We start from the raw sequence: 23,306 nt of genomic DNA on the forward strand, positions 1-23,306 counted from the left end.
GCTCACCCCCGGCCCAGCACCACCGTGCCCGAGGAGCAGAACCAGCCGCCCGTCCCCGACGCCACTCCGAGGCGCGGCAACTCCCCGCCGTGGGTCCGCACTTGCCGCTCGCCCGCCTCCCCCCGGAGCTGCCTCACCGCCTCCACCAGCAGGAACAGGCCCCGCATCCCGGGATGCTGGGCCGACAGCCCGCCCCCGTCCGTGTTCACCGGCAGCTCACCGCCCCGCACCAGCAGCCGCCCCTTCTCCACGAACGCCCCGCCCTCGCCCTTCCCGCAGAACCCGAGGTCCTCCAGCGTCACCAGCGTCATGTACGTGAACGCGTCGTAGATCTGCGCGAAGTCCATCTCCCCGGGCCCCACCCCCGCCCGCCCGAACGCCAGCCGCCCGCTCACCGCCGCCGGCGACACCGTGAAGTCCGCCCACTCCGACATCGCCGCGTGCGAGACGTGCTCGCCGGTGCCGAGGATCCACACGGGGGCCGTACGGCAGTCCCGTACGTACTCCTCGGCCGCCAGCAGCACCGCCGCACCGCCGTCGGAGCGGATGCAGCAGTGCAGCTTGGTGAAGGGGTCCGCGATCATCGGGCCGGACAGCACCTCGTCCACCGTGACCGGGGTGCGGAACATGGCCTGCGGGTTCAGGGCCGCGTTCGCCCGCGCCTGGACCGCCACCTCCGCCAACTGCTCGATCGTCGTGCCGTGTTCGATCATGTGGCGGCGGGCCGCCATCGCGTACTTGGCGATGAGCGTGTGGCCGTAGGGGACCTCGAACTGGAGCGGGCCGCGCGCGCCGAAGGACAGGGTGCCGGTGCGCCGGCCCGCCCTGACGTCCGCGCGGGCCGTCGAGCCGTACACCAGCAGCACCGCCTCGGCGTGCCCCGCCGCTATCGCGTCCGCCGCGTGCGCCGCCATGACCTCCCACGTCGCACCGCCGACGGAGGTGGAGTCGACCCAGGTGGGGCGCAGGCCCAGGTACTCGGCGACCTCGACGGGCGCCAGCGTGCCGAGGCCCGCCGAGGCGAAGCCGTCCACCACGGCGCGGTCCAGCCCCGCGTCGGCCAGCGCGCGGCGGGCCGCCTGGGCGTGCAGGGCGTACGGCGTCGCGTCGTCCACCCGGCCGCAGTCGGCCAGGGCCACGCCGACCACGGCCACGTTCCGGCTCCCGCGCGTCATGAGAGGTCTCCTCCCCGTGCACCGGAGGTCTCCGCCCCCTGTGCATCTCGTACCGGCGCTCCTAATATGACGGTCCGTCAGATCGGGAGGGAAGGGCCATGGACCCACGCTTCACCGACGAACAGGCCGAGATCCGCCGTACCCTGCGCGAACTCCTGAACAAGCGCTGTGGTCCGGGTGAGGTGCGGGCCGCCGTCGACAGCCCGGCGGGCCGCGACCCCGCGCTGTGGACCGCCCTCGCCGAGCAGCTCGGTCTGCCGGGGCTGGCCCTCCCCGAGGCGTACGGCGGTGTCGGCTGCTCGGTCACCGAGCTCGCGCTGGCGGGGGAGGAGACGGGCCGGGCGCTCGCCCCGACCCCGCTGCTGTCCACCGCCGTCCTCGTCGCCCCGCTCCTGCTCGCCCTCGGCACCGACGCCCAGCGCGCCGCCCTCCTGCCCTGCCTCGCCTCCGGCCGGCTCACCGCCGCCCTCGCCGTACCGGGCACCGCCCTCGCCACCGCCCTCACGCTGACCGGCGACAACGGCGGCGAGTGGGCCGGCGGCGGGCGGGCGGGGGGCGTGCAGGCCAGACGGACGGCCGAGGGCGGCTGGCGGCTCTACGGGCAGGTCGAGCAGGTGCTGGACGGGTACGGCGCCGGGCTGCTGGTCGTCGCCGCGCACACGGGCGGGTTCGCGCGGTCGCGGACCTTGCTGTTCCTCGTCGAGGCGCGGACCGAGGGGCTGGTGCGCGTGCGGCAGACCGCGCTCGACGCCACCCGGCCGCAGGGGCGGATCGAACTGCGGGACGTGCCCGCCGAGCTGGTAGGCGGGGAGGACGGGGCCGGTGTCCTCGGCGCGCTGTCCTGCGTCGGGGAGACCGCCGCCGCCTTCCTCGCCTGCGAGGCCGTGGGGGCCGCCGACCGGGCGCTGGAGCGGACGGTGGAGTACGTGAAGCAGCGGGAGCAGTTCGGGCGGGCGATCGGGTCCTTCCAGGCGGTCAAGCACCGGCTGGCCGACGTGTACGTGCAGGTGCAGGCGGCCCGGTCGGCCGCGTACCACGCCGCCTGGGCCGCGGCCCACGGCGGTGGCCGGGTGGGCGGGCTCGCGCTCGCGCAGGGACTGGAGGCGCTCAGGGCCGCCGCGGCGGAGGGCATCCAGCTGCACGGCGGCATCGGTTTCACCTGGGAGCACGAAGCGCACCTGTCCTTCAAGCGCGCCTCCGGGGACGAGCTGCTGTTCGGGCCGGTCCACCGGTTGCGGGCGTACGCCGCCGACGCGGCGCGGCTGTTCGAGGACGCGGAGGTGACGGTGTGATCGGCGAGCGGATGGTGCAGCGGGTGTCGTCGACGCGGGGCTTCGCCAGGGTCGCCCCCCATGTCGTCCCGGCCCTCGACCGGGCCGTGCACCGGCTCACGCGCGGCAGGGTGATCCTCAGCGCGCGGATGCTGCCGGGCGTCATCCTCACCGTGAAGGGCGCGAAGAGCGGACTGCCCCGCCGTACGCCGCTGGCGTGCATGCCCGAGGAGGGCGGGCGCGGCTGGATCCTCGTCGGCTCCAACTTCGGCCGCGCCGACCACCCCGCCTGGACCTGCAACCTCCTCGCCCACCCCGACGCCGAGATCAGCTGGAAGGGCGAGGACATCCCGGTCCGCGCGACACTGCTGGAGGGGGAGGAGCGCGCGGCCGTGTGGCAGGCGGCGCTGGCCTTCTGGCCGCCGTACGCGACCTACCAGGAACGGGTGGACCGGGAGATCCGGCTCTTCAGGATCGTACGGCGATGAGACGGATCGTACGGCGATGAAACGCGCGACAGGCGGCCGTCCACCCCAGGTGAACGGCCGCCCGTCAGACAGGACTTGACATGCGGCCCGTGGCTCCGGCTACTTCGTCGGCTTCTTGCCCGTCACACCCAGGTGCACCAACAACGCCAGGTTCGGCTTCAGTTCGGCCTGCTTGACGCCCCACGTCTGGAAGCCCTTCTGGTGCGAGGCCACCGCCGCGAGCATCGCGACGATCGAACCGGCCACCGCGGCGGGGTTCACGTCCTTGTCGACCTTGCCCTTGCTCTGCAGCTCGGTCACCGAGTCCGCGAGGGAGTTGTTCACGGAGTTCAGGATCTTCATGCGGATCTTGTAGAAGCGCTTGTCGCCCTCCGCGGCCCCGAGGTCGACCACGCGCAGGATCGCGTCGTTCTTGCGCCAGAACTCCAGGAACCCGTCGACGAGTTCCTGCGCGGTCTGCCAGCCCGCCTTGCCGACCCAGGACCGCCCCTGGAGCAGCTCGGTCAACTGGCCGCCCTCGGTGGCCATTTGCTCGGCGATCTCCAGGACGGCGCCCTCGACGTCCGGGAAGTACTGGTAGAAGGTGGCGGGCGAAGTACCCGCCTTCCGGGCGACATCGATGACTTTGACGTCCCGGTAGGGGGAGGAGCTGAGCATCTCGCTGAGGCAGTCGAGCAGCTTCTGCCGGGTCGCCTGCCCACGCCGGCCGGCCACGCGGCCGTCGACGGTACGCACTTGTCCTGTCATGCCGTCAGCTTACCGAGGGGTGATCGGAGCGCGATTCGGCCGACTGCAAATGGGGTGTACGAGCATCGGGAGGCGGGTGAGCTGGGCCTGCGCGGTGCGCCGGGCGCCGTTACTTTTGCCGCATGGCCGAAAACAGGGCATCCGCGTACGGAGAGGGCGTCCCCTGCTGGGTGGACGCGCAGCTTCCCGACGTCGAGGCGGGCAAGCGGTTCTACGGTGAGCTCTTCGGGTGGACGTTCGAGGAGGCGCACGGGGGGTCCGTCTGGGCGCGCAAGGACGGCGAGCCGGTCGCCTCGCTCGCGCGCAAGGCGGACGGGCGGCTGCCCACCGTATGGACGGTGTACTTCGCGACCCCGGACGCCGAGTCCCTCGCCGACCGGATCTTCGACGCCGGCGGCCAGGTCGTCACCGCCCCCCTGCCGGTCGCCGACCTGGGCACGACGGCGCTGGTCACCGACCCGGAGGGCGCCGTCTTCGGCATCTGGCAGCCGCACCGCCACCCCGGCTTCGGCCGCCGGCACGAGCCCGGCACCTTCGCCTGGGCGGAGCTGTACGCCCGTGACACGGAGGCGGCCAACACCTTCTACGGCGGTCTCTTCCACGAGGCCCTGTTCGGGCCGGACGCCGAGCCCGACTTCGGCCGCGCGGCCGTCTCCGAGGTCTTCCCGGCCGAGATGCCGCCCCACTTCCTCGTCCACTTCGGCGTCGAGGACTGCACGGCCGCGCTGGGGACCGTGAACCGGCTCGGCGGGCGGGTGCAGGCGCCACCCTTTGAGACGTCGTACGGAAAAGTGGCGGTCGTCACGGACGATCAAGGGGCGTCGTTCGCGCTGCTGGAACGATCCGCCCGCCCCTGAGCTGCTGGAATTTGCGGTTTTATGTACCGAGACACCCCGATTTGGCCCCGGGTTCGCAACCAGTGCCCGGGCCAGGAAGAATCGGGGTGCGTGCCGCCATGGCGGTGCGGTGGTGAGACGCTGCACTTCGGTCGCGTGAACATGTGGGTGGCGCGGCTCGTACGGGGAGGTGGCAGGACACGTGGTGGATCAGCTGACGCAGCACGATCCGCGCAGGATCGGGCCGTTCGAGGTGCTGGGACGGCTGGGTGCCGGCGGCATGGGGCTGGTCTATCTCGCGCGCTCGGCTTCGGGCCGGCGCGTGGCGATCAAGACGGTCCGCACGGAGCTCGCCGAGGACCAGCTCTTCCGCGTCCGCTTCACCCGTGAGGTGGAGGCAGCCCGGGCGGTCTCCGGCTTCTACACCGCCGCCGTGGTCGACGCCGACCCGCGGGCGGCCGTGCCCTGGCTGGCCACCGCGTACGTGCCCGCGCCCTCCCTCGAGGAGATAGTGAACGAGTGCGGGCCCCTCCCGGCCCAGGCCGTGCGCTGGCTCGCGGCGGGCGTCGCGGAGGCGCTTCAGTCCATCCACGGCGCGGGCCTCGTCCACCGCGACCTGAAGCCGTCCAACGTGCTGGTGGTCGAGGACGGGCCCAGAGTCATCGACTTCGGCATCGCGTCGGGCGTGTCGAACACCCGTTTGACGATGACGAACGTGGCGGTCGGCACCCCCGCCTACATGTCCCCCGAGCAGGCGAAGGACTCCCGCTCCGTCACCGGCGCCAGCGACGTCTTCTCGCTCGGCTCGATGCTGGTCTTCGCCGCCACCGGACACCCGCCCTTCCACGGCGCCAACCCGGTCGAGACCGTCTTCATGCTGCTGCGCGAGGGCCCGGACCTGGAGGGCCTGCCGGACGAGCTGCGCCCGCTGATCGAGTCCTGCATGCAGATGGAGGCCACGGCCCGCCCCAACCCGGCCGACCTCCAGGCCCAGCTCGCCCCCCACCTGTTCGCCTCCGGCTCCGACGACAGCGGTACGGCGTCCGCGTGGCTGCCCGAGAAGGCGGTCGCCCTCATCGAGGCCCGCCGCAACGGCCGCCCGGCCGCCAAGCCCGCGCCGGGCCCCGGCCGCAGCGGCGGCGGCCGCCCCGGACCGGCTCCCGTCCCGCCCCCGCCCTCCCACGCCCCGGCGCTGCCGGTCCCGGTCGGCGCCCCCGACACCGGACCCGTCCGGCTGGCCGGCGCCCAGGTGCCCATCGGCCCCGGCCCGCGCGTCGCCGACGTCCGCGCCGTGGCCGCCTCGGCGCCCTCGCCGCACAGCGGCCTCGCCGCCTCCTGGGCCAAGCCGCGCCCTGGCGTCAACGGCGCCGACCCCGCCGTGGGGCCCGCCGTACCGGCGCCGCCGCCCGCGCCGCCGGAGACCGCCGGTGGCTGGCGGCCCTGGCGTTTCCGCATGTCGAACGACGTCTGGGGCACCCCGTCGGTGGCCGGCGACCTCGTCTACGTCACCTCCTTCGAGGTGCACGCCCTCGACGTGGCGACCGGGCGCCGGCGCTTCAAGACGCGGGACGTCGCCTGGTCGATGGCGGTCGCCGACGGCCGTATCCACGCCTCGGACGGGCCCACCCTCTTCGCCCTGGACTGCCGGGAGGGCGCGGACCTGTGGCGCCTGTCGACGGATGCGTGGGTGTACTCCCTCAAGGCCGACCGGGGGACCGTCGTCACCGGCACCCGGGGCGGGGGCGTGCAGGCGTGGGAGGCCGCGAACGGGCAGAAGCTGTGGGAGATCACCGGCTGCCAGACCGACTTCGAGTCCCCGGAGGCCGGGCCCGCCGTCCACGAGGGCACGGTGTACGTCTGGCAGGACGCCCGGCTGCGCGCGCTGGACGCCCGTACGGGTGACGAGCGGTGGTCGTATCCGATCGGCGACGCGGCCTCCTGCGGCGGGGTGCCGGTGCGGCTGACGCACGCGCCGGACGGGTACGTGTACGTGGCCGCCGGATCGCGCGTGCTGGCGCTGGACGTGGCGAGCGGGCACGTGCGCTGGCACTTCGAGGCACCGGCCGTCTTCCTGTCCGCGCCGGCCTTCGCGCCGGGGCCCGCGGTGACCGGGGGCGGCGTCTACCTCGCCGACTACCTCGGCACGGTGTACGCCCTGGACGCGACGGACGGGCGGGACCGGTGGCGGATCGCCACGGAGGCGCGTTCCTCGGTGGAGCCGGTGCTGGTGGCCGCGGGGCACGTGCACGTGGGCAGCGGGAAGGGCCTGTACACCCTGGACGCCGTGACCGGGACGCCGAAGTGGCGCTTCCAGGCGGGCGGCGAGATCGTGGGCGCCCCGGCCGTCGCCGAGGGGCGCATCCACTTCGGCTCCACGGACCATCTGCTGTACACGCTGAAGGCGGACGACGGACGGCTGCGGTGGAAGCTGGCGACGGGCGGGGAGATCACCGGGTCCCCTGTGGTGCGGGACGGGGTGGTGTACGCGTGCAGCAAGGACCGGTGCGTGTACGCGCTGGACGCGGAGAAGGGGACGGGGACGGCGCGGACCGCCTAGGGGGCGTCAACGCAACCGGAACTCTCTGCGCCGGCCCCGGAACAGTTCCGCCTGGCGGGTGGGCGGGAGGTTGCCCAGGGAGATCAGGTGGGGGGCCTGGGCGAAGCCCTGCGTCAGGCACGCCTCCTTGGCCGCCCACAGGGCCCGTACCGTGCCCTGGACGCCCTCCGGTGGGTAGCCCGCGATGACGGTGGCGCAGGCGGTTGCCGCCGCCAACGCCCCGCCCGGCTCCGTGAGTTCGGTGACGAGCCCGATGGCGTGGGCGCGCTGGGCGCCGATCCGCTCGGCGGTGCCCATCAGCATCATCCGGGCGACCTCCCCGTGCGGCATGGCCCGCGCCATGAGGACGGACTCGTAGGCGCTGACCATCCCGTAACCGGTGTGCGGGTCGAAGAACGCGGCGGTCGGGTCGGCGACGACGAAGTCCGACTCGCCGAGCAGGTAGAAGGCGCCCCCGCAGGCCATGCCCTGCACGGCCGCGATGACCGGTTTCCACAGGTCGTTGGACTTGGGGCCGATGCGCAGGAGCGGATCGTCCTGCATGTAGGGCGAGGTCGGCTGGGGGACCTCCGCGTCCCGGTCCAGGCCCGTGCAGAAGGCACGCTCGCCGGCGCCGGTGAGGACCACCGCCCGTACGGTGTCGTCGAAGCGCAACCGGCGCCAGACCTCGGCGAGTTCGGCGGCCATGGCGAGGTCGATGGCGTTGAGCCGGTCGGGCCGGTCCAGGGTGACGACGGCGACCCCGGTCTCCTCGTCCGCCGCCGTCCGTACCGTCGTCACGACAGCACCCACTGCGGCCGGCCGTCGGCGAACACCGCCTGGACCCGGGAGCCGATGCGGACCGTGTGCGGGTCGAGGGAGTCCAGGGGCGCCCCGGCCTCGCGGACCAGGTTGCCGACCAGCCGGATGCGGGGGAACTCCTCCAGCTCGACGACGATCACGTTGTACGGCGCCCGGGCCGCGTAGTCGGGCAGCAGCGGCGGATGCGGGACGACGTAGGACCAGATCCGCCCGCGCCCCGACACCGGCCGCCACTCGCTCGCGAAGGACTGGCAGTACGGGCAGCAGGGGCGCGGCGGGAAGCGGGGCTCGGCGCAGTCGGCGCAGCTCTGCACGCGCAGTTCGCCCTGGGCGGCGTAGCCCCAGAAGGGGGCGCCGTCGGAGTCGGGGACCGGTTCGAGCATGTCTCAGCTCCTGTTCGTGCTGTTGGTGAGCAGCAGCGCGGAGGTGGGGACGCCCTCCCCGGCGGTGACCAGGCAGGTGGCGGCGTCCGGGACCTGGGCGGTGCTGGTGCCGCGGAGCTGCTTGACGCCCTCGGTGATGAGGTTGAAGCCGTGGACGTAGGCCTCGCTCAGTCCGCCGCCGCCGGTGTTGATCGGCAGCCGCCCGCCGATCTCCAGCGCCCCTCCCTCGGTGAACGCCCCGCCCTCGCCCCGGCCGCAGAAGCCGTAGCCCTCCAGGGAGAGCAGGATCAGGGGCGTGAACGCGTCGTAGATCTGGGCGACGTCCACGTCCTGGGGGGTGAGGTCGGCGTGCTTCCACAGGTGCCGGGCGGCGGTCCAGGCGGGGCCGGTGAGCGGGTCGTCGTTCCAGTAGTTGACCATGCCGTGGTGCTGGGCGGGCAGGCCCTGGGCGGCGGCGTGGACGTAGACGGGCCGGCCGCGGCAGTCGCGCGCCCGCTCGCGACTGACCACCACGCAGGCCAACGCGCCGTCCGTCTCCAGGCAGTTGTCGAACAGGCAGAGGGGCTCGCTGATCCAGCGGGAGGTCATGTACATCTCGCGGGTCAGCGGGCGGTCGTACATCACGGCGGCGGGATTCTGGTTGGCGCGGTTGCGGCAGGCCAGGGCGACGTTGAACAGGTGGTCGCGGGTGGCGCCGTACTCGTACATGTACCGGCGCGTCAGCATGGCGATCTCGTCGGCCGGGCGCAGCAGGCCGAAGGGGCGCGTCCACTGGGCGGGGGTGGGGAGTTGGCGCGTGGTGTCGGTCCACGGGCGGGGGCCCGACCCGCGCTTGCGTGAGCGCCAGGCGACGCCGACCGTCGCCTGTCCGGTGGCGATCGCGGCGGCGAGATGGGCGACCGTGGCGCACGAACCGCCGCCTCCGTAGCCGACCTTGCCGAAGAAGGTGAGGTCGCCGAAGCCGACGGCCTTCGCCAGCTCCACCTCGTCCGTCTCCTCCATGGTGAAGGAGGCGAGCGCGTCGACCTCGCCGGGCGCGATGCCGGCGTCGTCGAGCGCGGCGAGGACGGCCCGGCAGGCCAGAGTGCGTTCGTCCTCGGGGAGTTGCCTGGCGAAGGCGGTCTGCCCTATGCCGACGATCGCGGTGGCGTCCTTGAGTGAGGTCATGCTGGGGGACCTCCGCACGGTGACGGGGCGGCTGACAGGGCGTCAGGCTACAGCTAATCTGACGGACAGTCAGCTACGAGTGGGGGCTGTTGTGCGCGGTGACGTGGAGTGGGGCAGCATTCCGGGACTCGTCCGCTCGGCGGCCGAGCGGTACGCGGACGCCGAGGCGGTGGTGGAGGGCCGTACCCGGATCTCGTACGCCGAACTGGGCGTCCGCGTCGAACGGTCGGCCGCGGCCTGCGTCGGGGCCGGGATCGTGCCGGGCGACCGGGTCGCGATCTGGGCGCCGAACTCGCTGGACTGGATCGTCGCGGCGCTGGGCGCGGTGTCGGCCGGGGCGGTCCTGGTGCCGGTCAACACGCGGTTCAAGGGCGCGGAGACGGCGGATGTGCTGCGCCGCAGCGGGGCGCGGCTGCTGTTCGTGACCGGCACGTTCCTGGGCACGTCGTACGTGGCCTCGCTGCGGCGGGCGATGGCGGAGGGGCCGGGGCTGCCGGACCTCGGCCAGGTGGTGGTGCTGTCGGACGACGCGCCCGCCGACTTCCGCACCTGGAAGGACTTCCTGGCCGGCGGGGACGGGGTCGGGGCCGGCGAGGTGCGGGCGCGCGAGGCGGCGCTGGACGGCTCCAGTCCCTCGGACGTCGTCTTCACGTCCGGCACGACCGGCCGCTCCAAGGGCGCGGTGATCACGCACGCGCAGACCCTGCGCGCGTACGACATCTGGTGCGACCTCGCCGGCCTCCGCCGGGGCGACCGCTACCTCATCGTCAACCCCTTCTTCCACACGTTCGGTTACAAGGCCGGCGTCCTGGCCTGCCTGATGCGCGGGGCGACGATGATCCCGCAGCCGGTGTTCAGCGTCGAGACGGCCCTGGCCAACATCGCGGCCGAACGGGTGTCGGTCCTGCCGGGCCCGCCCACCCTCCACCAGTCCCTCCTGGACCACCCCGCCCGCTGCGCGCACGACCTGTCCGCCCTGCGCCTGGTGGTGACCGGCGCGGCGGTCGTCCCCCTGCGGCTGGTGGAACGGCTGCGGGGCGAACTCGGCGTGCAGACGGTCCTGACGGCGTACGGCCTGTCGGAGGCGAGCGGCATCGTCACCATGTGCCGCCGCGGCGACCCCCTGCCGGTGATCGCCGCCACCTCCGGCCGCGCGATCCCCGGCACGGAGGTCCGCGTCGACGCGCCCCCCGGCGAGCCCGGCGAGGTCCTGGTCCGCGGCTTCAACGTCATGCGCGGCTACTACGAGGACCCGGCGGCGACGGCCGAGGTCCTGAGCGAGGACGGCTGGCTGCGCACGGGCGACGTCGGCGTGCTCGACCCCGCCGGCAACCTCCGCATCACCGACCGCATCAAGGACATGTTCGTCGTCGGCGGCTTCAACGCCTACCCGGCGGAGATAGAGCAGGTGCTGGGCCTGCATCCCGACGTGGCCGACGCCGCCGTCATCGGCGTCCCCGACCCCCGTCTCGGCGAGGTCGGCAGGGCCTACGTGGTCCGCCGCCCCCACGCCACCCTGACCGCCGACGACCTGATCGCCTGGGCCCGCAGGGAGATGGCGAACTACAAGGTCCCGAGAACGGTGGAGTTCGTGACGGAACTTCCGCGCAACGCGAGCGGCAAGGTGGTGAAGGGCGAGCTGAGACGGCGGGCGGCCCGCTGAACGCGCCAAACGGCCGCGGCAGCTCCCCTCCAGGGCTGCCGCGGCCGTTTCGCGCGCGGAGAAGGCGTCGGTGTCAGGCCTTCTCGTCGGTGACGTGGACGTTGTCCGGGCTGACCGTGGCCGTCTCCGAGGCGGTGGCCGTCAGCGGCTCGTCGGTGACGTGCACGTTGTCCGTCGTGTCGGCGACGGGCTCGTCGGTGACGTGGACGTTGTCGGTGGTGTTCTCGTCGCTCATCTCGTGCTCCCCTTGCAGTGCGGGCGTTGGATGGACAAGATCCGCCCGGCAACTCCCCCGAGGGCCGCCGGACGGATCTTGAGGCCGGTTCACCTTAAGGGCCCGGCCCGGTGTCGTTCCGTCTGCCCCCCGACGCGACGGCCCGACACAGGTGAGCATGACGGGCGGCGATAAACGAACGATGAACGCCGCCCGGGCGGGCGTTCAGGCGACGGCCGTGGGCGTCAGCAGGCTCCTGACCTCGGCCGCCTCCGGCGCGCCCAGCGTCTCGAAGATGTCCAGGGCCTCCCGCCAGCACACCTGCGCCCGGTCCCGCTGGCCGATGCCGCCGAGGGCGCGGCCCAGCACCGTCAGGACGTTGCCGCGCCGCCACTCCCCGCCGATGCCGCGCAGCAGGGTCAGCGCCGTCTCGGCGTGGGAGGCGGCCTGCGCGGGACGCCGGGCGGTGAGGTCGAGCTCGGCGAGGCGGAAGACGGTCATGCCCTCCCACAGGCGCTGCCGGCTGTCCCGGAACACCCCGAGCGCCTGCTGGAGGCACTCCGTCGCCTGCGCCAGCTTCCCGCCCGCCGTCAGGGCGAGCCCCAGCGCGTAACGGCCGTTGGCGCCCTTGAGGTCGTGCCCCATGTCGTCGTACATGGCCGTGCCCTGGCGGGCCAGCGCCACCGCGCTCTCCGCCCGCCCGGTGGCCAGGTGGGCCCGCGAGAGGTTGCACAGGGCGCTCGCCTCACCCGGCCGGTCGCCCAGCGTGCGGAAGTGCTCGATGGCCCGGGTGAAGTGGGCCTCGGCGTCCCCGTACCGGTTCTGGTACATCGCGATCGCGCCGCCGATGTTCGCCGCCCAGCACCCGGTGAGCGGGTCCCCGGCCGCCTCCGCCGACCGCGTGGCGTCCTCGGCCTCCTGGACGGCCGCGTCGAACTTCGTGCCGGAGATGTGGTGCACGAACGCCAGCAGCATCAGCGCCCGCGCCTCGGTCCGCGCGTCCCCGCTCTCCCGGGCGACCTCGTGCAGCAGCGCCGCGACGGCCTCGTACTCCTTGGAGTTGGTGCCCGACTCGGCCAGGTCGACCGCCGCCCACAGCACGTCGACGGCGCGGCGCAGCGCCCCGGTGCGCGCGGACTGCCGTACGCACGCCAGCAGGCAGACCGCCTCGGCGTACAGCCAGTCCTGCGCCGCGTGCCGGTCGGAGAAGGCGAGGCCCGGATACGCCCCGCGCTCCAGGTGGTCCACGAGCCGGTCGCCGGGCCGCTCGATGAGGTAGACCCCGCTGACGGTCGCCAGATAGAAGTCCAGCAAGCGTGACAGCGCCGCCTCGCGCTCGCTCGGCGGCCACTCGTCCCGCTCGGCGCACGCACGCGCGTAGAGCCGGACGAGGTCGTGGTACCGGTAGCGGCCGGGCGCCGCCGACTCCAGCAGGGAGGTGTCGACGAGGGACTCCAGCAGGTCCTCCGTCTCCTCCACCGGCAGGTCGAGTACGGCCGCGGCGGCGGCCAGGGAGATGTCCGGGCCGTCCGCCAGGCCCAGCAGGCGGAAGGCGCGGGCCTGGGCCGGCTCCAGCGCGCCGTAGCCGAGTTCGAAGGTGGCCTTGACCGCGAGGTCGCCGGCCTGGAGCTCGTCGAGGCGGCGCCGCTCGTCCGCCAGCTTCGCCGCGAGGACGGAGACCGTCCAGGTGCGCCGGGCCGCCAGGCGGGAGGCGGCGATACGGATCGCGAGGGGCAGGAAGCCGCAGGCGGCGACCACGTCCAGGGCGGCCTCGCGCTCGGAGGCGACCCGTTCCTCCCCGACGATCCTGGTGAACAGCTGGAGGGCCTCGTCGGGGGACATCACGTCCAGGTCGACGAGGTGGGCCCCGGCGAGGTCCACCATGCGCACCCGGGAGGTGACCAGGGCCGCGCAGCCCTCCGTGCCGGGCAGCAGCGGCCGTACCTGCGCCGCGTCCCGCGCGTTGTCCAGCAGCACCAGGACCCGCCGCCCGTCCAGGACGGACCGGTACAGCGCCGCCCGGTCCTCCAGCGAGTCGGGGATCGCCGAGTCCGCCGTGCCCAGGGCCCGCAGGAAGGAGCCCAGGACCGTCTCCGGTTCCGCGGCCCGCGTGCCGGCGCCCTGGAGGTCGACGTACAGCTGCCCGTCGGGGAAGGCCGCCCGCGCCTGGTGCGCGACGTGCACGGCGAGGGTCGTCTTGCCGACGCCGCCGATGCCCGCCACCGCCGAGACCGCCATCACGCGGCCCTCCGCGGAGGCCAGCACCTCGCCGAGCTCCTTGACGAAGGCCGCCCGTCCGGTGAAGTCGGGGACACTCGCCGGGAGTTGGGCCGGGCGGACCGGGACGGCGGCGGGCTCCGCGCGCGGCGCCGAGGGCTCCGCGAGGCCCGGGTCCGCCTGGAGGATGCGCTGCTGGAGCTCGCGCAGGCCCGGACGCGGGTCCACGCCGAGCTCGTCGGCGAGCAGGCGGCGGGTGTCCGCGTACACGGCGAGGGCCTCCGCCTGCCGGCCGCTGCGGTACAGCGCCAGCATCAGCAGCTCGCGCAGCCGCTCGCGCAGGGGGTGCGCCGCGGTGAGGGCGGTCAGCTCCGAGACCGCCTCCGCGTGGCAGCCCTGCTCCAGGTCCATGTCCAGCCGGGATTCCAGGAGTTGCAGCCGCCACTCCTCCAGCCTGACCCGCTGCGCCTCCGCGTACGGGCCCGGCACCCCCGCCAGCGCCTCCCCGTCCCACAGGGCCAGCGCCCGGTCCAGCACGTCCCGGGCGTGGCACAGGTCCCCGGCGCCCCGCGCCTTCTCCGCCTCGGCCGCCAGCTCCTGCGCCACCGCGAGGTCCAGGGCGCCCTCGCCGAGGCCGCGGATCGCGTACCCGCCCGACTCGCTCACCAGCACGCCGGGGCCGAGCACCTTGCGCAGCCGGGAGGCGTACGTGCGCAGCGCCGCCAGCGCCTGCGAGGGCGGCTCCTCGCCCCACAGGGCGTCGATCAGCTCGGCCGCGGTGGCGGTGCGGCCCTCGCGCAGCAGCAGGGCGGCGAGCAGGGCGCGTTGCTGCGGGGAGCCGGTGCTCAGCGGCTCCTGGCCGCGCCGGGCGCGCACCGGGCCGAGCACGCTCAGGCGCAGGGCGTCCGGCTCCGCCGAGGAGCCGGGACGCCTCTGCTCCGGCACCCGCGGTACACCGTCCATCGCCGTCCCCCTAGAGATCCTGGCCAACCCCGTCAGTTTGCCTTGTTCACGCCACTTGCGTCAGCTCTGGAGAGCTCTGTCACAGACAGGCGCGCGGGATATCACAAAGTCCTCACCCGCTCTCCCCGTCCGCCGGGCCCGTTCCAGGGAGCTGACGGACCGTCAGATCGGCGCTACGGTGGCCGCCATGGACACCCACGACACCGAAACACCGGCGTTTCCGCTGATCATCTCCGTGGACGACCACACCGTGGAGCCCGCCACCGTCTGGCAGGACCGGCTCCCGAAGAAGTACCTGGACACCGGCCCCCGGATCGTGCGCGCCCCGCTGAAGGAGATCTCCTTCCTCGGCGGCCGCTTCCGCCCCGTCATGGGCGAACCCGGCGACGACGGCCCGCTCGGCGACTGGTGGCTGTACGAGGGGCTGCAACGCCCGCTCACCCGCCTGGACACCGCCGTCGGCTACAGCAGGGACGAGATCAGGCTCGAAGTCATCACCTACGAGCAGATGCGGCCCGGCTCCTACGACGTGGCGGCCCGCCTCGCCGACATGGACGTCAACCACGTCCAGTCCTCCGTCTGCTTCCCGAGCTTCCCGCGCTTCTGCGGGCAGACCTTCACCGAGGCCGAGGACCACGAACTGGGGCTGCTGTGCGTGCGGGCGTACAACGACTGGATGGTGGAGGAGTGGTGCGGCCCGCAGGCCCAGGGCCGGCTGATCCCGCTCACCCTGATCCCGCTGTGGGACGCGGAGCTGGCCGCCGCCGAGGTCCGCCGCAACGCGGCCCGCGGGGTGCGCGCCGTGGCCTTCTCCGAGATACCCCCGCACCTCGGGCTGCCGTCCGTGCACTCCGACGAGTGGGACCCCTTCCTCGCCGCCTGCGACGAGACCGGCACGGTCGTCGCCATGCACATCGGCTCCAGCAGCCGTATGCCCTCCACGTCCAAGGACGCGCCGCCCGCGGTCGGTTCCACGATCACCTTCGCCAACTGCTGCTTCTCCATGGTCGACTGGCTGATGAGCGGCAAGTTCGAGCGCTTCCCCAACCTGCGGATCATGTACGCGGAGGGGCAGATCGGCTGGATCCCGTACATCCTCGAACGCGCCGACGTGGTCTGGGAGGAGAACCGCGGCTGGGGCGGGGTCGCCGACAGGGTGCACCGGCCGCCGTCGGAGCTGTTCGCCGAGCACATCCACGGCTGCTTCTTCGACGACGCCTTCGGCCTGCGCAACCTCGACGCGATCGGCGTCGCCAACGTCCTGTACGAGACCGACTACCCGCACTCCGACTCCACCTGGCCCAAGTCCCGCCAGGTCGCCGAGGCCCAGATGGGCCACCTGGACGCCGACGTCGTGGAGCGGATCGTGCGCGGCAACGCCATCGACCTGCTGAGCCTCACCCCCGAAGGACTCTGGCGGCCATGAGCGCCCTGCCGTACGGCATCCAGCTCCCCGTCCAGTCCCAGAGCACGCTCTACGCCGAGCCCTGGGAGGCGACCGCGGGCGCCGCGGACCTGGTGGAGATCGCCCGCACCGCCGACCGCGCCGGCTTCGACTACGTCGCGTGCTGCGACCACGTCGCCATCCCGCGCCGCCTCGCCGCCGCGATGAGCACGGTGTGGTACGACCCCGTGGCCACGCTCGCCTTCCTGGCGGGGGTGACGGAACGCGTCCGGCTGCTGAGCCACGTGGCGGTCGTGGGCCTGCGGCACCCCCTGCTCACCGCCAAGCAGTACGCCACCGTCGACCACCTCTCCGGCGGCCGGCTCGTCCTCGGGGTCGGCGCCGGGCACGTGCGCGAGGAGTTCGAGGCGGTCGGCGTCGACTTCGACCACCGCGGGGCCGTGCTCGACGAGACGATCGACGCCCTGCGCGCGGCCCTCGGCCCCGAGGAGTTCCCCGAACACCACGGCAAGCACCACGACTTCGCGGACCTCGGCCAGCGTCCCCGCCCGGCGCAGGAGCGCGTCCCGCTGTGGGTGGGCGGATCGTCCCCCGCCGCCGTCCGCCGGGCCGCGCTCAGGGGCGACGGCTGGCTGCCCCAGGGCGACCCGCGGGACCGGCTGCCGGCGCAGATCGACCGGGTACGGCGGCTGCGGGCGCAGGCCGGGGCCGAGGGGCCGTTCGTGATCGGCGCCATCACCGAGCCGCTCTACGTCGGCACGCCCGCCTGGGACGTCGGGCGGCGCACGCTCAGCGGGCCCCCGCAGGCCCTCGCCGAGTCCCTGCGCGCCTACCGCGCGATGGGCGTGGACCAGATCCAGGTGCGCTTCCGCAGCCGCGGCCGCACCGAACTCACCGACCAGATGGCGGCCTTCGCGGCCGAAGTGGCCCCCGACCTCTGAGGAGCACGGCATGGGCAAGCTGGACGGACGCGTCGTGATCGTCACCGGCGCGGCGCGCGGACAGGGCGAGCAGGAGGCCCGGCTGTTCCGGGCGGAGGGCGCCGAGGTGGTGGTCGCCGACGTCCTCGACGAGCAGGGCGAGGCCCTCGCCGGGGAGATCGGCGCCCGCTACGTCCACCTCGACGTCGGCGAGGAGGAGCAGTGGCGCTCGGCCGTGCGGAGCGTCAAGGAGACGTACGGCCGCCTCGACGGACTGGTCAACAACGCCGGCATCCTGCGCTTCAACTCCCTCGTGGACACCCCGCTGGAGGAGTTCATGCAGGTCGTACGGGTCAACCAGGTCGGCTGCTTCCTCGGCATCCGCACGGTGGCGCCGGCCATGGAGGACGGCGGCACGATCGTCAACACCGCCTCCTACACGGCCGTGACGGGCATGGCGGCCGTCGGCACGTACGCCGCCACCAAGCACGCCATCCTCGGCCTGACCCGCGTCGCCGCGCTGGAGCTGGCCCACCGGGGCATCCGCGTCAACGCGATGTGCCCCGGCGCCGTCGACACCGCGATGTCCAACCCGGCGCGGCTGGACCCGGACGCGGACCCCGGGGAGACCGCGAAGGCGCTGGACGAGCTGTACCGCAAGCTCGTGCCGCTCGGACGGATCGGGCGGCCGGAGGAGGTGGCCCGGCTGGCGCTGTTCCTGACGTGCGAGGACTCCTCCTACATCACCGGGCAGCCGTTCGTGATCGACGGCGGCTGGCTGGCCGGGGTCAGCGTCATCTGACGGGCCATCAGCTATTGACGGTGCATGCGGGCGGTGCAACAGTCGGGCGGCAGAGAATCTGACGGTGCGTCAGGAACGTAGGGATGGTGACCCGCCTTGGAATTCGGGCTCTTTGTACAGGGATACGTGGGCAAGCGCGCCGAGACCGACCCGCTCGCCGAGCACAAGGCGCTGATGGAGGAGACCGAGTACGTCATCCAGGCGGACAGGTCCGGTTTCAAGTACGCGTGGGCGTCCGAGCACCACTTCCTGGAGGAGTACTCCCACCTCTCCGCCAACGACGTCTTCCTGGGCTACCTGGCGCACGCGACGGAACGCATCCACCTCGGCTCCGGCATCTTCAACCCCCTCGCCCAGGTCAACCACCCCGTGAAGGTCGCCGAGAAGGTCGCCATGCTCGACCATCTCACCGAGAACCGCTTCGAGTTCGGCAGCGGGCGGGGCGCCGGGTCGCACGAGATCCTCGGGTTCATCCCCGGGGTGACCGACATGAACTACACCAAGGAGATCTGGGAAGAGACCATCGCCGAGTTCCCCAAGATGTGGATGCAGGACGAGTACGCCGGCTTCCAGGGCACGTTCTGGCAGCTGCCGCCGCGCAAGGTCCTGCCCAAGCCGTACGGCAGGTCGCATCCGGCGATGTGGTACGCGGCCGGGTCGCCGCCATCGTACGCGATGGCCGCGAAGAAGGGGCTCGGCGTGCTGGGGTTCAGCATCCAGAAGGTCTCCGACATGGAGTGGGTGCTGGAGCAGTACAAGACGGCGATCGTGAACGCGGAGCCGGTGGGGGAGTTCGTCAACGACAACGTCATGGTGACGACCACGGCGATCTGCGCTCCGACGCACGCGGAGGCGATCGAGATCGCGGTGCACGGGGGGCTGCACTACCTGCCCTCGCTGGTCTTCCGGTACCACGACACCTTCCCGCGGCCCGAGGGGTTCCCGGTGTGGCCGGAGACGCTGCCGGAGTACACGCCGGAGTTCGTGGAGCTGCTGATCGAGGAGGAGCTGCTGATCTGCGGTGATCCGGACGAGGTGCTCACGCAGTGCAAGCGGTGGGAGCAGGCCGGGGCGGACCAGCTGAGCTTCGGGCTGCCGGTGGGGGTGCCGAAGGAGGAGACGCTGCAGACGATCCGGTTGATCGGCGAGCACGTGATTCCGAAGATCGACACCGATCCCGTGCACCGGACGTCGCGGTTCCGGGGTGCTGTCTGAGGCTGTGCGGCGGCTGCGGGTGCGTGGGGGCTGGTCGCGCCCCACGCGGCGGAGCCGCGCATCGATACGGCCCCGCGCCCCCAGGTACGTCGTCTCAGCCCGCATCAGGAGGTGAGCCTCATGCTCGATCACGTCATCAAAGGCGCCACCGTAGTCGACGGGACCGGCGCCCCCGCCCGCACCGCCGACGTCGGTATCCGGGACGGGCGTATCGCTGTCGTCGGCAGGGTCGTCGAGGAGGCCCGGAGCAGTGAGGACGCCTCCGGGCTCGTGCTCGCGCCCGGGTTCGTCGACCCCCACACCCACTACGACGCCCAGCTGTTCTGGGACCCGTACGCGACGCCCTCCCTCAATCACGGGGTCACCACCGTCGCCGCCGGGAACTGCGGGTTCACGCTCGCGCCGCTCAACCCCGCCCGTCCCGAGGACGCCGACTACACGCGCCGGATGATGTCCAAGGTCGAGGGGATGTCGCTGGTGGCGCTGGAGGAGGGGGCGCCGTGGAGCTGGCGGTCCTTCGGGGAGTACCTGGACGCCCTCGAGGGGCGGATCGCCGTCAACGCCGGGTTCATGGTGGGGCACTGCGCCCTGCGCCGGTACGTGATGGGGCCGGACGCGGTCGGCGGGCAGCCCGGTGAGGAGCAACTGGGCGCGATCGTACGGCTGTTGCACGAGGCCATGGACGCCGGGGCCTGGGGGTTCTCCACCACGCAGTCGTCCACGCACTCCGACGGGGACGGCAAGCCCGTCGCCTCCCGGCATGCGCGGCCGGCGGAGCTGCTGGCGCTCTCCCGGGCCGTCGGGGAGCACGAGGGCACGCAGATCGAGGCGATCGTGGCCGGGTGCCTGGACCAGTTCAGCGACGCCGAGATCGACCTGTTCGCGGAGATGAGCGCGGCGGCCGGGCGGCCCCTGAACTGGAACGTGCTGACCATCGACGCGGCCGTCCCCGAACGGGTGCCGCGCCAGTTGCGGGCGAGTGAGCAGGCGCGGAAGGCCGGCGGGCGGGTCGTCGCGCTGACCATGCCGATCCTCACGCCGATGAACATGTCGCTCGGTACCTTCTGCGCGCTGAACCTGATCCCCGGCTGGGGCGAGGTCCTCGGCCTCCCGGTGCCGGAGCGCATCGCGCGGCTCGGGGACCCCGCCGTCCGCGCCGAGATGCTGCGCCGCGCCGACTCCAAGGAGGCCGGCGTCTTCCGGCGGCTGGCGAACTTCGGGCGGTACGTCATCGGGGACACCTACAGCGCGGCGAACCGCGGGCTGACCGGCCGGGTCGTCCAGGACATCGCGCGGGAACGGGGCCAGGACCCCTTCCAGTGCCTGGTGGAGATCTGCGCCGCCGACGAACTGCGCACCGTCCTGTGGCCCATGCCCACCGACAACGACCCCGCCTCCTGGGCGCTGCGCGCCGAGACCTGGCAGCACGAGGACGTGATGCTGGGCGGCTCCGACGCCGGGGCGCATCTGGACCGGATGTGCGGGGCGCCGTACACCACCCGCTTCCTCGGGGACTGTCTGCGCGGCCGCAGACTGGTCGGCCTGGAGCAGGCGGTGAGGATGCTGACCGACGACCCCGCACAGCTGTTCGGACTGCGGGAGCGGGGCCGGGTACGGGAGGGCTTCCATGCGGACCTCGTGCTCTTCGACCCCGAGCGGATCGACGCGGCCCCGGCCACCCTGGTGCACGACCTGCCGGGTGACAGCCCGCGGCTGGACGCCAAGGCCCTCGGGGTGCGGGCCGTGTGGGTCAACGGGGTCGAGGCCATCCGGGACGACGTGGTGAGCGGGGCGGTGCCGGGGAGGGTGCTGCGGTCCGGGCGGGACACGAGGACGGTGAGCACGCGTTGAACGGCGACGGCCAGCGGCTGTTCGTCGGCGGTGCGTGGGTCGAGCCCGACGGCGGCCACTACGCCGTCGTCGACCCGGCCACCGAGGAGACCGTCGGATGGGCTCCGGAGGCCTCGCGGGATCAGGTGCACGCGGCCTGCGCCGCGGCCCGCGAGGCCTTCGGGCCGTGGTCGGCGACGGCACCGGAGGAACGGGCGGCGATCCTCGGGCGGGCCGCGCAGGTCATCGGCAGCCGCTTCGCGCCGTACGCCGAACTGGCGCAGGCGGAGACCGGGGCGACGACGGGGACGGCGCGGGCGATGCAGGTCGGCGTGGGCATGGCCCGCTTCCGGCGGTACGCGCGCGTGGAGCCCGCCGAGTGGGCGGTCCCGCCGCAGATCAACGAGGCGGGGCCGATGGGCAGGGCGGGCGTGTTCGGCGCGCTGGCGGTCCGGCAGCCGGTCGGGGTGGTCGCCTGCATCACGTCGTACAACAACCCCTGGGCGAACCCCGCGGGCAAGATCGCGCCCGCGCTGGCCATGGGCAACACGGTGGTCGTGAAACCGGCCCCGCAGGACCCCCTGTCCGTCTACCGCATGGCGGAGGCCCTGGAGGCGGCGGGCGTGCCGCGGGGCGTGGTCAACGTCGTGTCCGGGCAGTCGGTGGCCGTCGGGGAGGCGGCGGTGGAGTCGGCCGACGTCGACATGGTGAGCTTCACCGGGTCGACGGCGGTGGGGCAGCGCATCGGCGAGGTGTGCGGGCGCGCCCTGAAACGGCAGCTGATGGAGCTGGGCGGCAAGGGCGCAGCGGTCGTCTTCGACGACGCGGACGTGGCCTCCGCGGTGGCCGGCATCGGCACGACCTTCTCCTTCTACAGCGGGCAGATCTGCACGGCGCCGACGCGGGTGCTGGCGCAGCGGGGGGTGTACGACCGGCTGGTGGCGCAACTGGCGCACTACTGCGCCCGCTTGAAGGTCGGCGACCCCAGGGACCCGGAGACGACGGTCGGCCCGCTGATTTCCGCCGCCCACCGCGACCGGGTGGAGTCGTACGTCGAACTGGGCCGCAAGGAGGGGGCGGTGAGGGTGACGGACGCCGAACTCCCCGCGCTGGACCGTGGCTTCTACGTCGCCCCGACCCTCCTCGCCGACTGCACGAACGACATGCGGGTGGCCCGGGAGGAGATCTTCGGTCCGGTGGTCGTCGTCATCCCCTTCGAGGAGGAGGACGAGGGCGTCGCCCTGGCCAACGACAGCGACTACGGGCTGATCGACTACGTCTGGTCGGGCGACGTGGCCCGCGCCTTCCGGGTGGCCCGGCGCCTGCGGGCGGGCGGCGTCGGCGTCAACACGGTCGGCCGCAACATGGAGGCGCCGTTCGGGGGCTTCAAGAAGAGCGGGGTGGGCCGGGACGTGGGCTCGTACGCGCTGCACGCCTATGGGGAGGTGCAGGCGATCGTCTGGCCGGGGTGAGCTGCCCTTTGGGGCACCTGTCGGCCAACGGCCGGTGACACCCGGGAAGGCGGCCGTAGAGTCCGGCCCGTAGGGCGCCCGACGAGGTCGCCCGGCCATCCTGATGGCCCCTCGGATCAGTCCCGGAGTTGTCCCGTGAAACTCGCCAAGCGCATCGCCCTGACCACCGCCGCGCTCGCCACCGCGGCCGCCGGCACCTTCCTCGCCACCACGGCCGGCACCGCCGCCGCCTCCGAACCCGCCGCCGCCCACCCGGCCGTCCAGGCCCCCGCCGCGCTCGCGGTCCCCGACGGCAACAAGCTGACCGGCGTCTTCGCCGCCAGGGGCGTCCAGACGTACACCTGCGCCGACGGCGCCTGGAAGCTCCTGGAGCCCGCCGCCACCCTGTCGGACAAGAGGGGCCGTACCGTCGCCCTGCACTCCCGCGGCCCGGTCTGGGTCTCCACGGTGGACGGCAGCGCGGTGAACGCCACGGCCATCGCCAGCTCGCCGAGGACCGGCGCGGTCCCCGAGCTGCTGCTGCAGGCCACGGCCACGCGGGGCGCCGGCGTCTTCGCGGACGTGTCCTACGTCCAGCGCCTGAACACCACCGGCGGTGTCGCCCCCACGACCGCGTGCACCGGAACGGACCAGGTCAGCGTCCCGTACACGGCGACGTACGCCTTCTACAAGCCGGCCGCGTGACGCGCGCGGCGCGCTGAGGGTCAGCGGTCCAGGTCGACCCGTACCGTCAGCTGCCCGGTGCCGATCATCCGTACGGCCGCGCTGTTGAGGCGGGGCAGGACCCGCAGCCGGGCGGCCGGGTCGTCGTCGGGCAGGAGACGGGCCGTCCCCTCGTGCCACCGTCCCCCGATCCGCACCCGCACCCGCGGATCGGCCTTGATGTTGCGCACGTACTGGGAGCGCTCACCGAACTCCGACACCAGCCAGAAGGAGTCCCCGACCCGCCGCCCGCCCACCGGCGTGCGGCGGGGCCGGCCCGAGACGCGGCCCGTGGTCTCCAGCAGCGTCTGCGTCGGCAGCCGGCGCATCACGGCGTTGAGCCGGCGCTGGACGGCGGCGACGGCGCGGTACTTGTTCTCTGCGGCACGGGACATGGCTGCTGCTCCGTTTCCTGAGCGGAGGGGGTGCCGGTGGCTTTCAATGATCCCAGCGGCCGGGCGGTACGGCGGACGGACGA

The 23,306-nt window shown here is 73.3% G+C and carries 20 protein-coding genes; 12 read left to right on the forward strand and 8 right to left on the reverse strand.

Annotated features, from left to right (window positions below):
• Positions 1 to 2: 2 nt before the first annotated feature.
• On the reverse strand, positions 3 to 1,175 hold the full coding sequence (locus ACYF6T_RS11180) for a thiolase C-terminal domain-containing protein (protein WP_461695589.1): 1,173 nt from the start codon (positions 1,173 to 1,175) through the stop codon (positions 3 to 5).
• Positions 1,176 to 1,273: 98 nt separating this feature from the next.
• Here ACYF6T_RS11180 and ACYF6T_RS11185 point away from each other — a divergent pair, with 98 nt between their 5' ends.
• Both ACYF6T_RS11185 and ACYF6T_RS11190 read left to right on the forward strand, forming a co-directional pair.
• Complete coding sequence (locus ACYF6T_RS11185) at positions 1,274 to 2,467, forward strand: acyl-CoA dehydrogenase family protein (protein WP_461695590.1); 1,194 nt, start codon at positions 1,274 to 1,276, stop codon at positions 2,465 to 2,467.
• Positions 2,464 to 2,934 carry a nitroreductase family deazaflavin-dependent oxidoreductase gene (locus tag ACYF6T_RS11190; RefSeq protein WP_461695592.1) on the forward strand — a complete coding sequence of 157 codons (471 nt, stop codon included), beginning with the start codon at positions 2,464 to 2,466 and terminating at the stop codon, positions 2,932 to 2,934. The genes ACYF6T_RS11185 and ACYF6T_RS11190 overlap by 4 nt, the downstream gene beginning before the upstream one ends.
• A gap of 99 nt (positions 2,935 to 3,033) precedes the next feature.
• On the opposite strand, the gene ACYF6T_RS11195 is transcribed toward ACYF6T_RS11190, so the two are convergent.
• Positions 3,034 to 3,669: a TetR family transcriptional regulator gene (locus tag ACYF6T_RS11195; RefSeq protein WP_461695652.1), complete on the reverse strand. Its 636-nt coding sequence runs from the start codon at positions 3,667 to 3,669 to the stop codon at positions 3,034 to 3,036.
• A 134-nt stretch (positions 3,670 to 3,803) separates the two neighbouring features.
• On the opposite strand from ACYF6T_RS11195, the gene ACYF6T_RS11200 reads away from it, so the two are divergent.
• Both ACYF6T_RS11200 and ACYF6T_RS11205 read left to right on the forward strand, forming a co-directional pair.
• Positions 3,804 to 4,538 carry a VOC family protein gene (locus ACYF6T_RS11200; RefSeq protein WP_461695594.1) on the forward strand — a complete coding sequence of 245 codons (735 nt, stop codon included), beginning with the start codon at positions 3,804 to 3,806 and terminating at the stop codon, positions 4,536 to 4,538.
• Between the two features lie 181 nt (positions 4,539 to 4,719).
• On the forward strand, positions 4,720 to 7,074 hold the full coding sequence (locus tag ACYF6T_RS11205; protein WP_461695596.1) for an outer membrane protein assembly factor BamB family protein: 2,355 nt from the start codon (positions 4,720 to 4,722) through the stop codon (positions 7,072 to 7,074).
• Between the two features lie 6 nt (positions 7,075 to 7,080).
• On the opposite strand, the gene ACYF6T_RS11210 is transcribed toward ACYF6T_RS11205, so the two are convergent.
• Genes ACYF6T_RS11210 through ACYF6T_RS11220 form a run of 3 tightly spaced genes read right to left on the reverse strand, consistent with a single transcriptional unit; the run spans position 7,081 to position 9,425 of the window.
• Positions 7,081 to 7,854, reverse strand: a complete 774-nt coding sequence (locus tag ACYF6T_RS11210; protein WP_461695597.1) for an enoyl-CoA hydratase/isomerase family protein — start codon at positions 7,852 to 7,854, stop codon at positions 7,081 to 7,083.
• Positions 7,851 to 8,258, reverse strand: a complete 408-nt coding sequence (locus tag ACYF6T_RS11215) for a Zn-ribbon domain-containing OB-fold protein (RefSeq protein WP_461695598.1) — start codon at positions 8,256 to 8,258, stop codon at positions 7,851 to 7,853. Before ACYF6T_RS11215 ends, ACYF6T_RS11210 begins: the two co-directional genes overlap by 4 nt.
• Positions 8,259 to 8,261: 3 nt before the next feature.
• Positions 8,262 to 9,425 (reverse strand): lipid-transfer protein, encoded by a 1,164-nt coding sequence (locus tag ACYF6T_RS11220; protein WP_461695600.1) that lies wholly within the window; start codon positions 9,423 to 9,425, stop codon positions 8,262 to 8,264.
• A gap of 91 nt (positions 9,426 to 9,516) precedes the next feature.
• On the opposite strand from ACYF6T_RS11220, the gene ACYF6T_RS11225 reads away from it, so the two are divergent.
• Positions 9,517 to 11,088, forward strand: a complete 1,572-nt coding sequence (locus ACYF6T_RS11225; RefSeq protein ID WP_461695601.1) for a FadD3 family acyl-CoA ligase — start codon at positions 9,517 to 9,519, stop codon at positions 11,086 to 11,088.
• Between the two features lie 73 nt (positions 11,089 to 11,161).
• Here the strand turns inward: ACYF6T_RS11225 and ACYF6T_RS11230 are convergent, their stop codons facing one another.
• Together ACYF6T_RS11230 and ACYF6T_RS11235 are read right to left on the reverse strand one after the other, a co-directional pair.
• Positions 11,162 to 11,323 (reverse strand): hypothetical protein, encoded by a 162-nt coding sequence (locus tag ACYF6T_RS11230; protein ID WP_461695603.1) that lies wholly within the window; start codon positions 11,321 to 11,323, stop codon positions 11,162 to 11,164.
• Positions 11,324 to 11,527: 204 nt separating this feature from the next.
• Positions 11,528 to 14,482 carry an AfsR/SARP family transcriptional regulator gene (locus ACYF6T_RS11235; protein WP_461695604.1) on the reverse strand — a complete coding sequence of 985 codons (2,955 nt, stop codon included), beginning with the start codon at positions 14,480 to 14,482 and terminating at the stop codon, positions 11,528 to 11,530.
• Between the two features lie 187 nt (positions 14,483 to 14,669).
• On the opposite strand from ACYF6T_RS11235, the gene ACYF6T_RS11240 reads away from it, so the two are divergent.
• The 7 genes from ACYF6T_RS11240 to ACYF6T_RS11270 all read left to right on the forward strand — a co-directional run bounded on the left by ACYF6T_RS11240 (position 14,670) and on the right by ACYF6T_RS11270 (position 22,810).
• The gene (locus ACYF6T_RS11240; RefSeq protein WP_461695606.1) at positions 14,670 to 15,908 is read left to right on the forward strand and encodes an amidohydrolase family protein; all 1,239 of its coding nucleotides are present in this window, start codon (positions 14,670 to 14,672) and stop codon (positions 15,906 to 15,908) included.
• A complete protein-coding gene (locus tag ACYF6T_RS11245) occupies positions 15,905 to 16,828 on the forward strand; it encodes an LLM class F420-dependent oxidoreductase (RefSeq protein ID WP_461695607.1) in 924 nt (307 codons plus the stop codon). The genes ACYF6T_RS11240 and ACYF6T_RS11245 overlap by 4 nt, the downstream gene beginning before the upstream one ends.
• 10 nt (positions 16,829 to 16,838) lie before the next feature.
• A complete protein-coding gene (locus ACYF6T_RS11250) occupies positions 16,839 to 17,609 on the forward strand; it encodes an SDR family NAD(P)-dependent oxidoreductase (RefSeq protein WP_461695608.1) in 771 nt (256 codons plus the stop codon).
• Positions 17,610 to 17,705: 96 nt separating this feature from the next.
• The gene (locus ACYF6T_RS11255) at positions 17,706 to 18,824 is read left to right on the forward strand and encodes an LLM class flavin-dependent oxidoreductase (protein ID WP_461695610.1); all 1,119 of its coding nucleotides are present in this window, start codon (positions 17,706 to 17,708) and stop codon (positions 18,822 to 18,824) included.
• Positions 18,825 to 18,944: 120 nt separating this feature from the next.
• The gene (locus ACYF6T_RS11260; RefSeq protein ID WP_461695612.1) at positions 18,945 to 20,675 is read left to right on the forward strand and encodes an N-acyl-D-amino-acid deacylase family protein; all 1,731 of its coding nucleotides are present in this window, start codon (positions 18,945 to 18,947) and stop codon (positions 20,673 to 20,675) included.
• Positions 20,672 to 22,126, forward strand: a complete 1,455-nt coding sequence (locus tag ACYF6T_RS11265) for an aldehyde dehydrogenase family protein (RefSeq protein WP_461695613.1) — start codon at positions 20,672 to 20,674, stop codon at positions 22,124 to 22,126. The genes ACYF6T_RS11260 and ACYF6T_RS11265 overlap by 4 nt, the downstream gene beginning before the upstream one ends.
• 135 nt (positions 22,127 to 22,261) lie before the next feature.
• On the forward strand, positions 22,262 to 22,810 hold the full coding sequence (locus ACYF6T_RS11270; protein WP_461695615.1) for a DUF3455 domain-containing protein: 549 nt from the start codon (positions 22,262 to 22,264) through the stop codon (positions 22,808 to 22,810).
• 20 nt (positions 22,811 to 22,830) lie between these two features.
• Here the strand turns inward: ACYF6T_RS11270 and ACYF6T_RS11275 are convergent, their stop codons facing one another.
• Entirely contained in the window at positions 22,831 to 23,223 is a 393-nt protein-coding gene (locus ACYF6T_RS11275) for a nitroreductase family deazaflavin-dependent oxidoreductase (protein WP_461695617.1), read from the reverse strand.
• Positions 23,224 to 23,306 lie beyond the last annotated feature (83 nt).

This window comes from Streptomyces sp. 7R007, from assembly GCF_054850255.1.

Bases quoted from the DNA above. Each gene is read 5' to 3' on its own strand.
- ACYF6T_RS11180 (WP_461695589.1), bottom strand. From the start codon at position 1,175: ATGACGCGCGGGAGCCGGAACGTGGCCGTGGTCGGCGTGGCCCTGGCC.
- ACYF6T_RS11185 (WP_461695590.1), top strand. From the start codon at position 1,274: ATGGACCCACGCTTCACCGACGAACAGGCCGAGATCCGCCGTACCCTG.
- ACYF6T_RS11200 (WP_461695594.1), top strand. From the start codon at position 3,804: ATGGCCGAAAACAGGGCATCCGCGTACGGAGAGGGCGTCCCCTGCTGG.
- ACYF6T_RS11215 (WP_461695598.1), bottom strand. From the start codon at position 8,258: ATGCTCGAACCGGTCCCCGACTCCGACGGCGCCCCCTTCTGGGGCTAC.
- ACYF6T_RS11220 (WP_461695600.1), bottom strand. From the start codon at position 9,425: ATGACCTCACTCAAGGACGCCACCGCGATCGTCGGCATAGGGCAGACC.
- ACYF6T_RS11230 (WP_461695603.1), bottom strand. From the start codon at position 11,323: ATGAGCGACGAGAACACCACCGACAACGTCCACGTCACCGACGAGCCC.
- ACYF6T_RS11235 (WP_461695604.1), bottom strand. From the start codon at position 14,482: ATGGACGGTGTACCGCGGGTGCCGGAGCAGAGGCGTCCCGGCTCCTCG.
- ACYF6T_RS11240 (WP_461695606.1), top strand. From the start codon at position 14,670: ATGGACACCCACGACACCGAAACACCGGCGTTTCCGCTGATCATCTCC.
- ACYF6T_RS11245 (WP_461695607.1), top strand. From the start codon at position 15,905: ATGAGCGCCCTGCCGTACGGCATCCAGCTCCCCGTCCAGTCCCAGAGC.
- ACYF6T_RS11250 (WP_461695608.1), top strand. From the start codon at position 16,839: ATGGGCAAGCTGGACGGACGCGTCGTGATCGTCACCGGCGCGGCGCGC.
- ACYF6T_RS11260 (WP_461695612.1), top strand. From the start codon at position 18,945: ATGCTCGATCACGTCATCAAAGGCGCCACCGTAGTCGACGGGACCGGC.
- ACYF6T_RS11275 (WP_461695617.1), bottom strand. From the start codon at position 23,223: ATGTCCCGTGCCGCAGAGAACAAGTACCGCGCCGTCGCCGCCGTCCAG.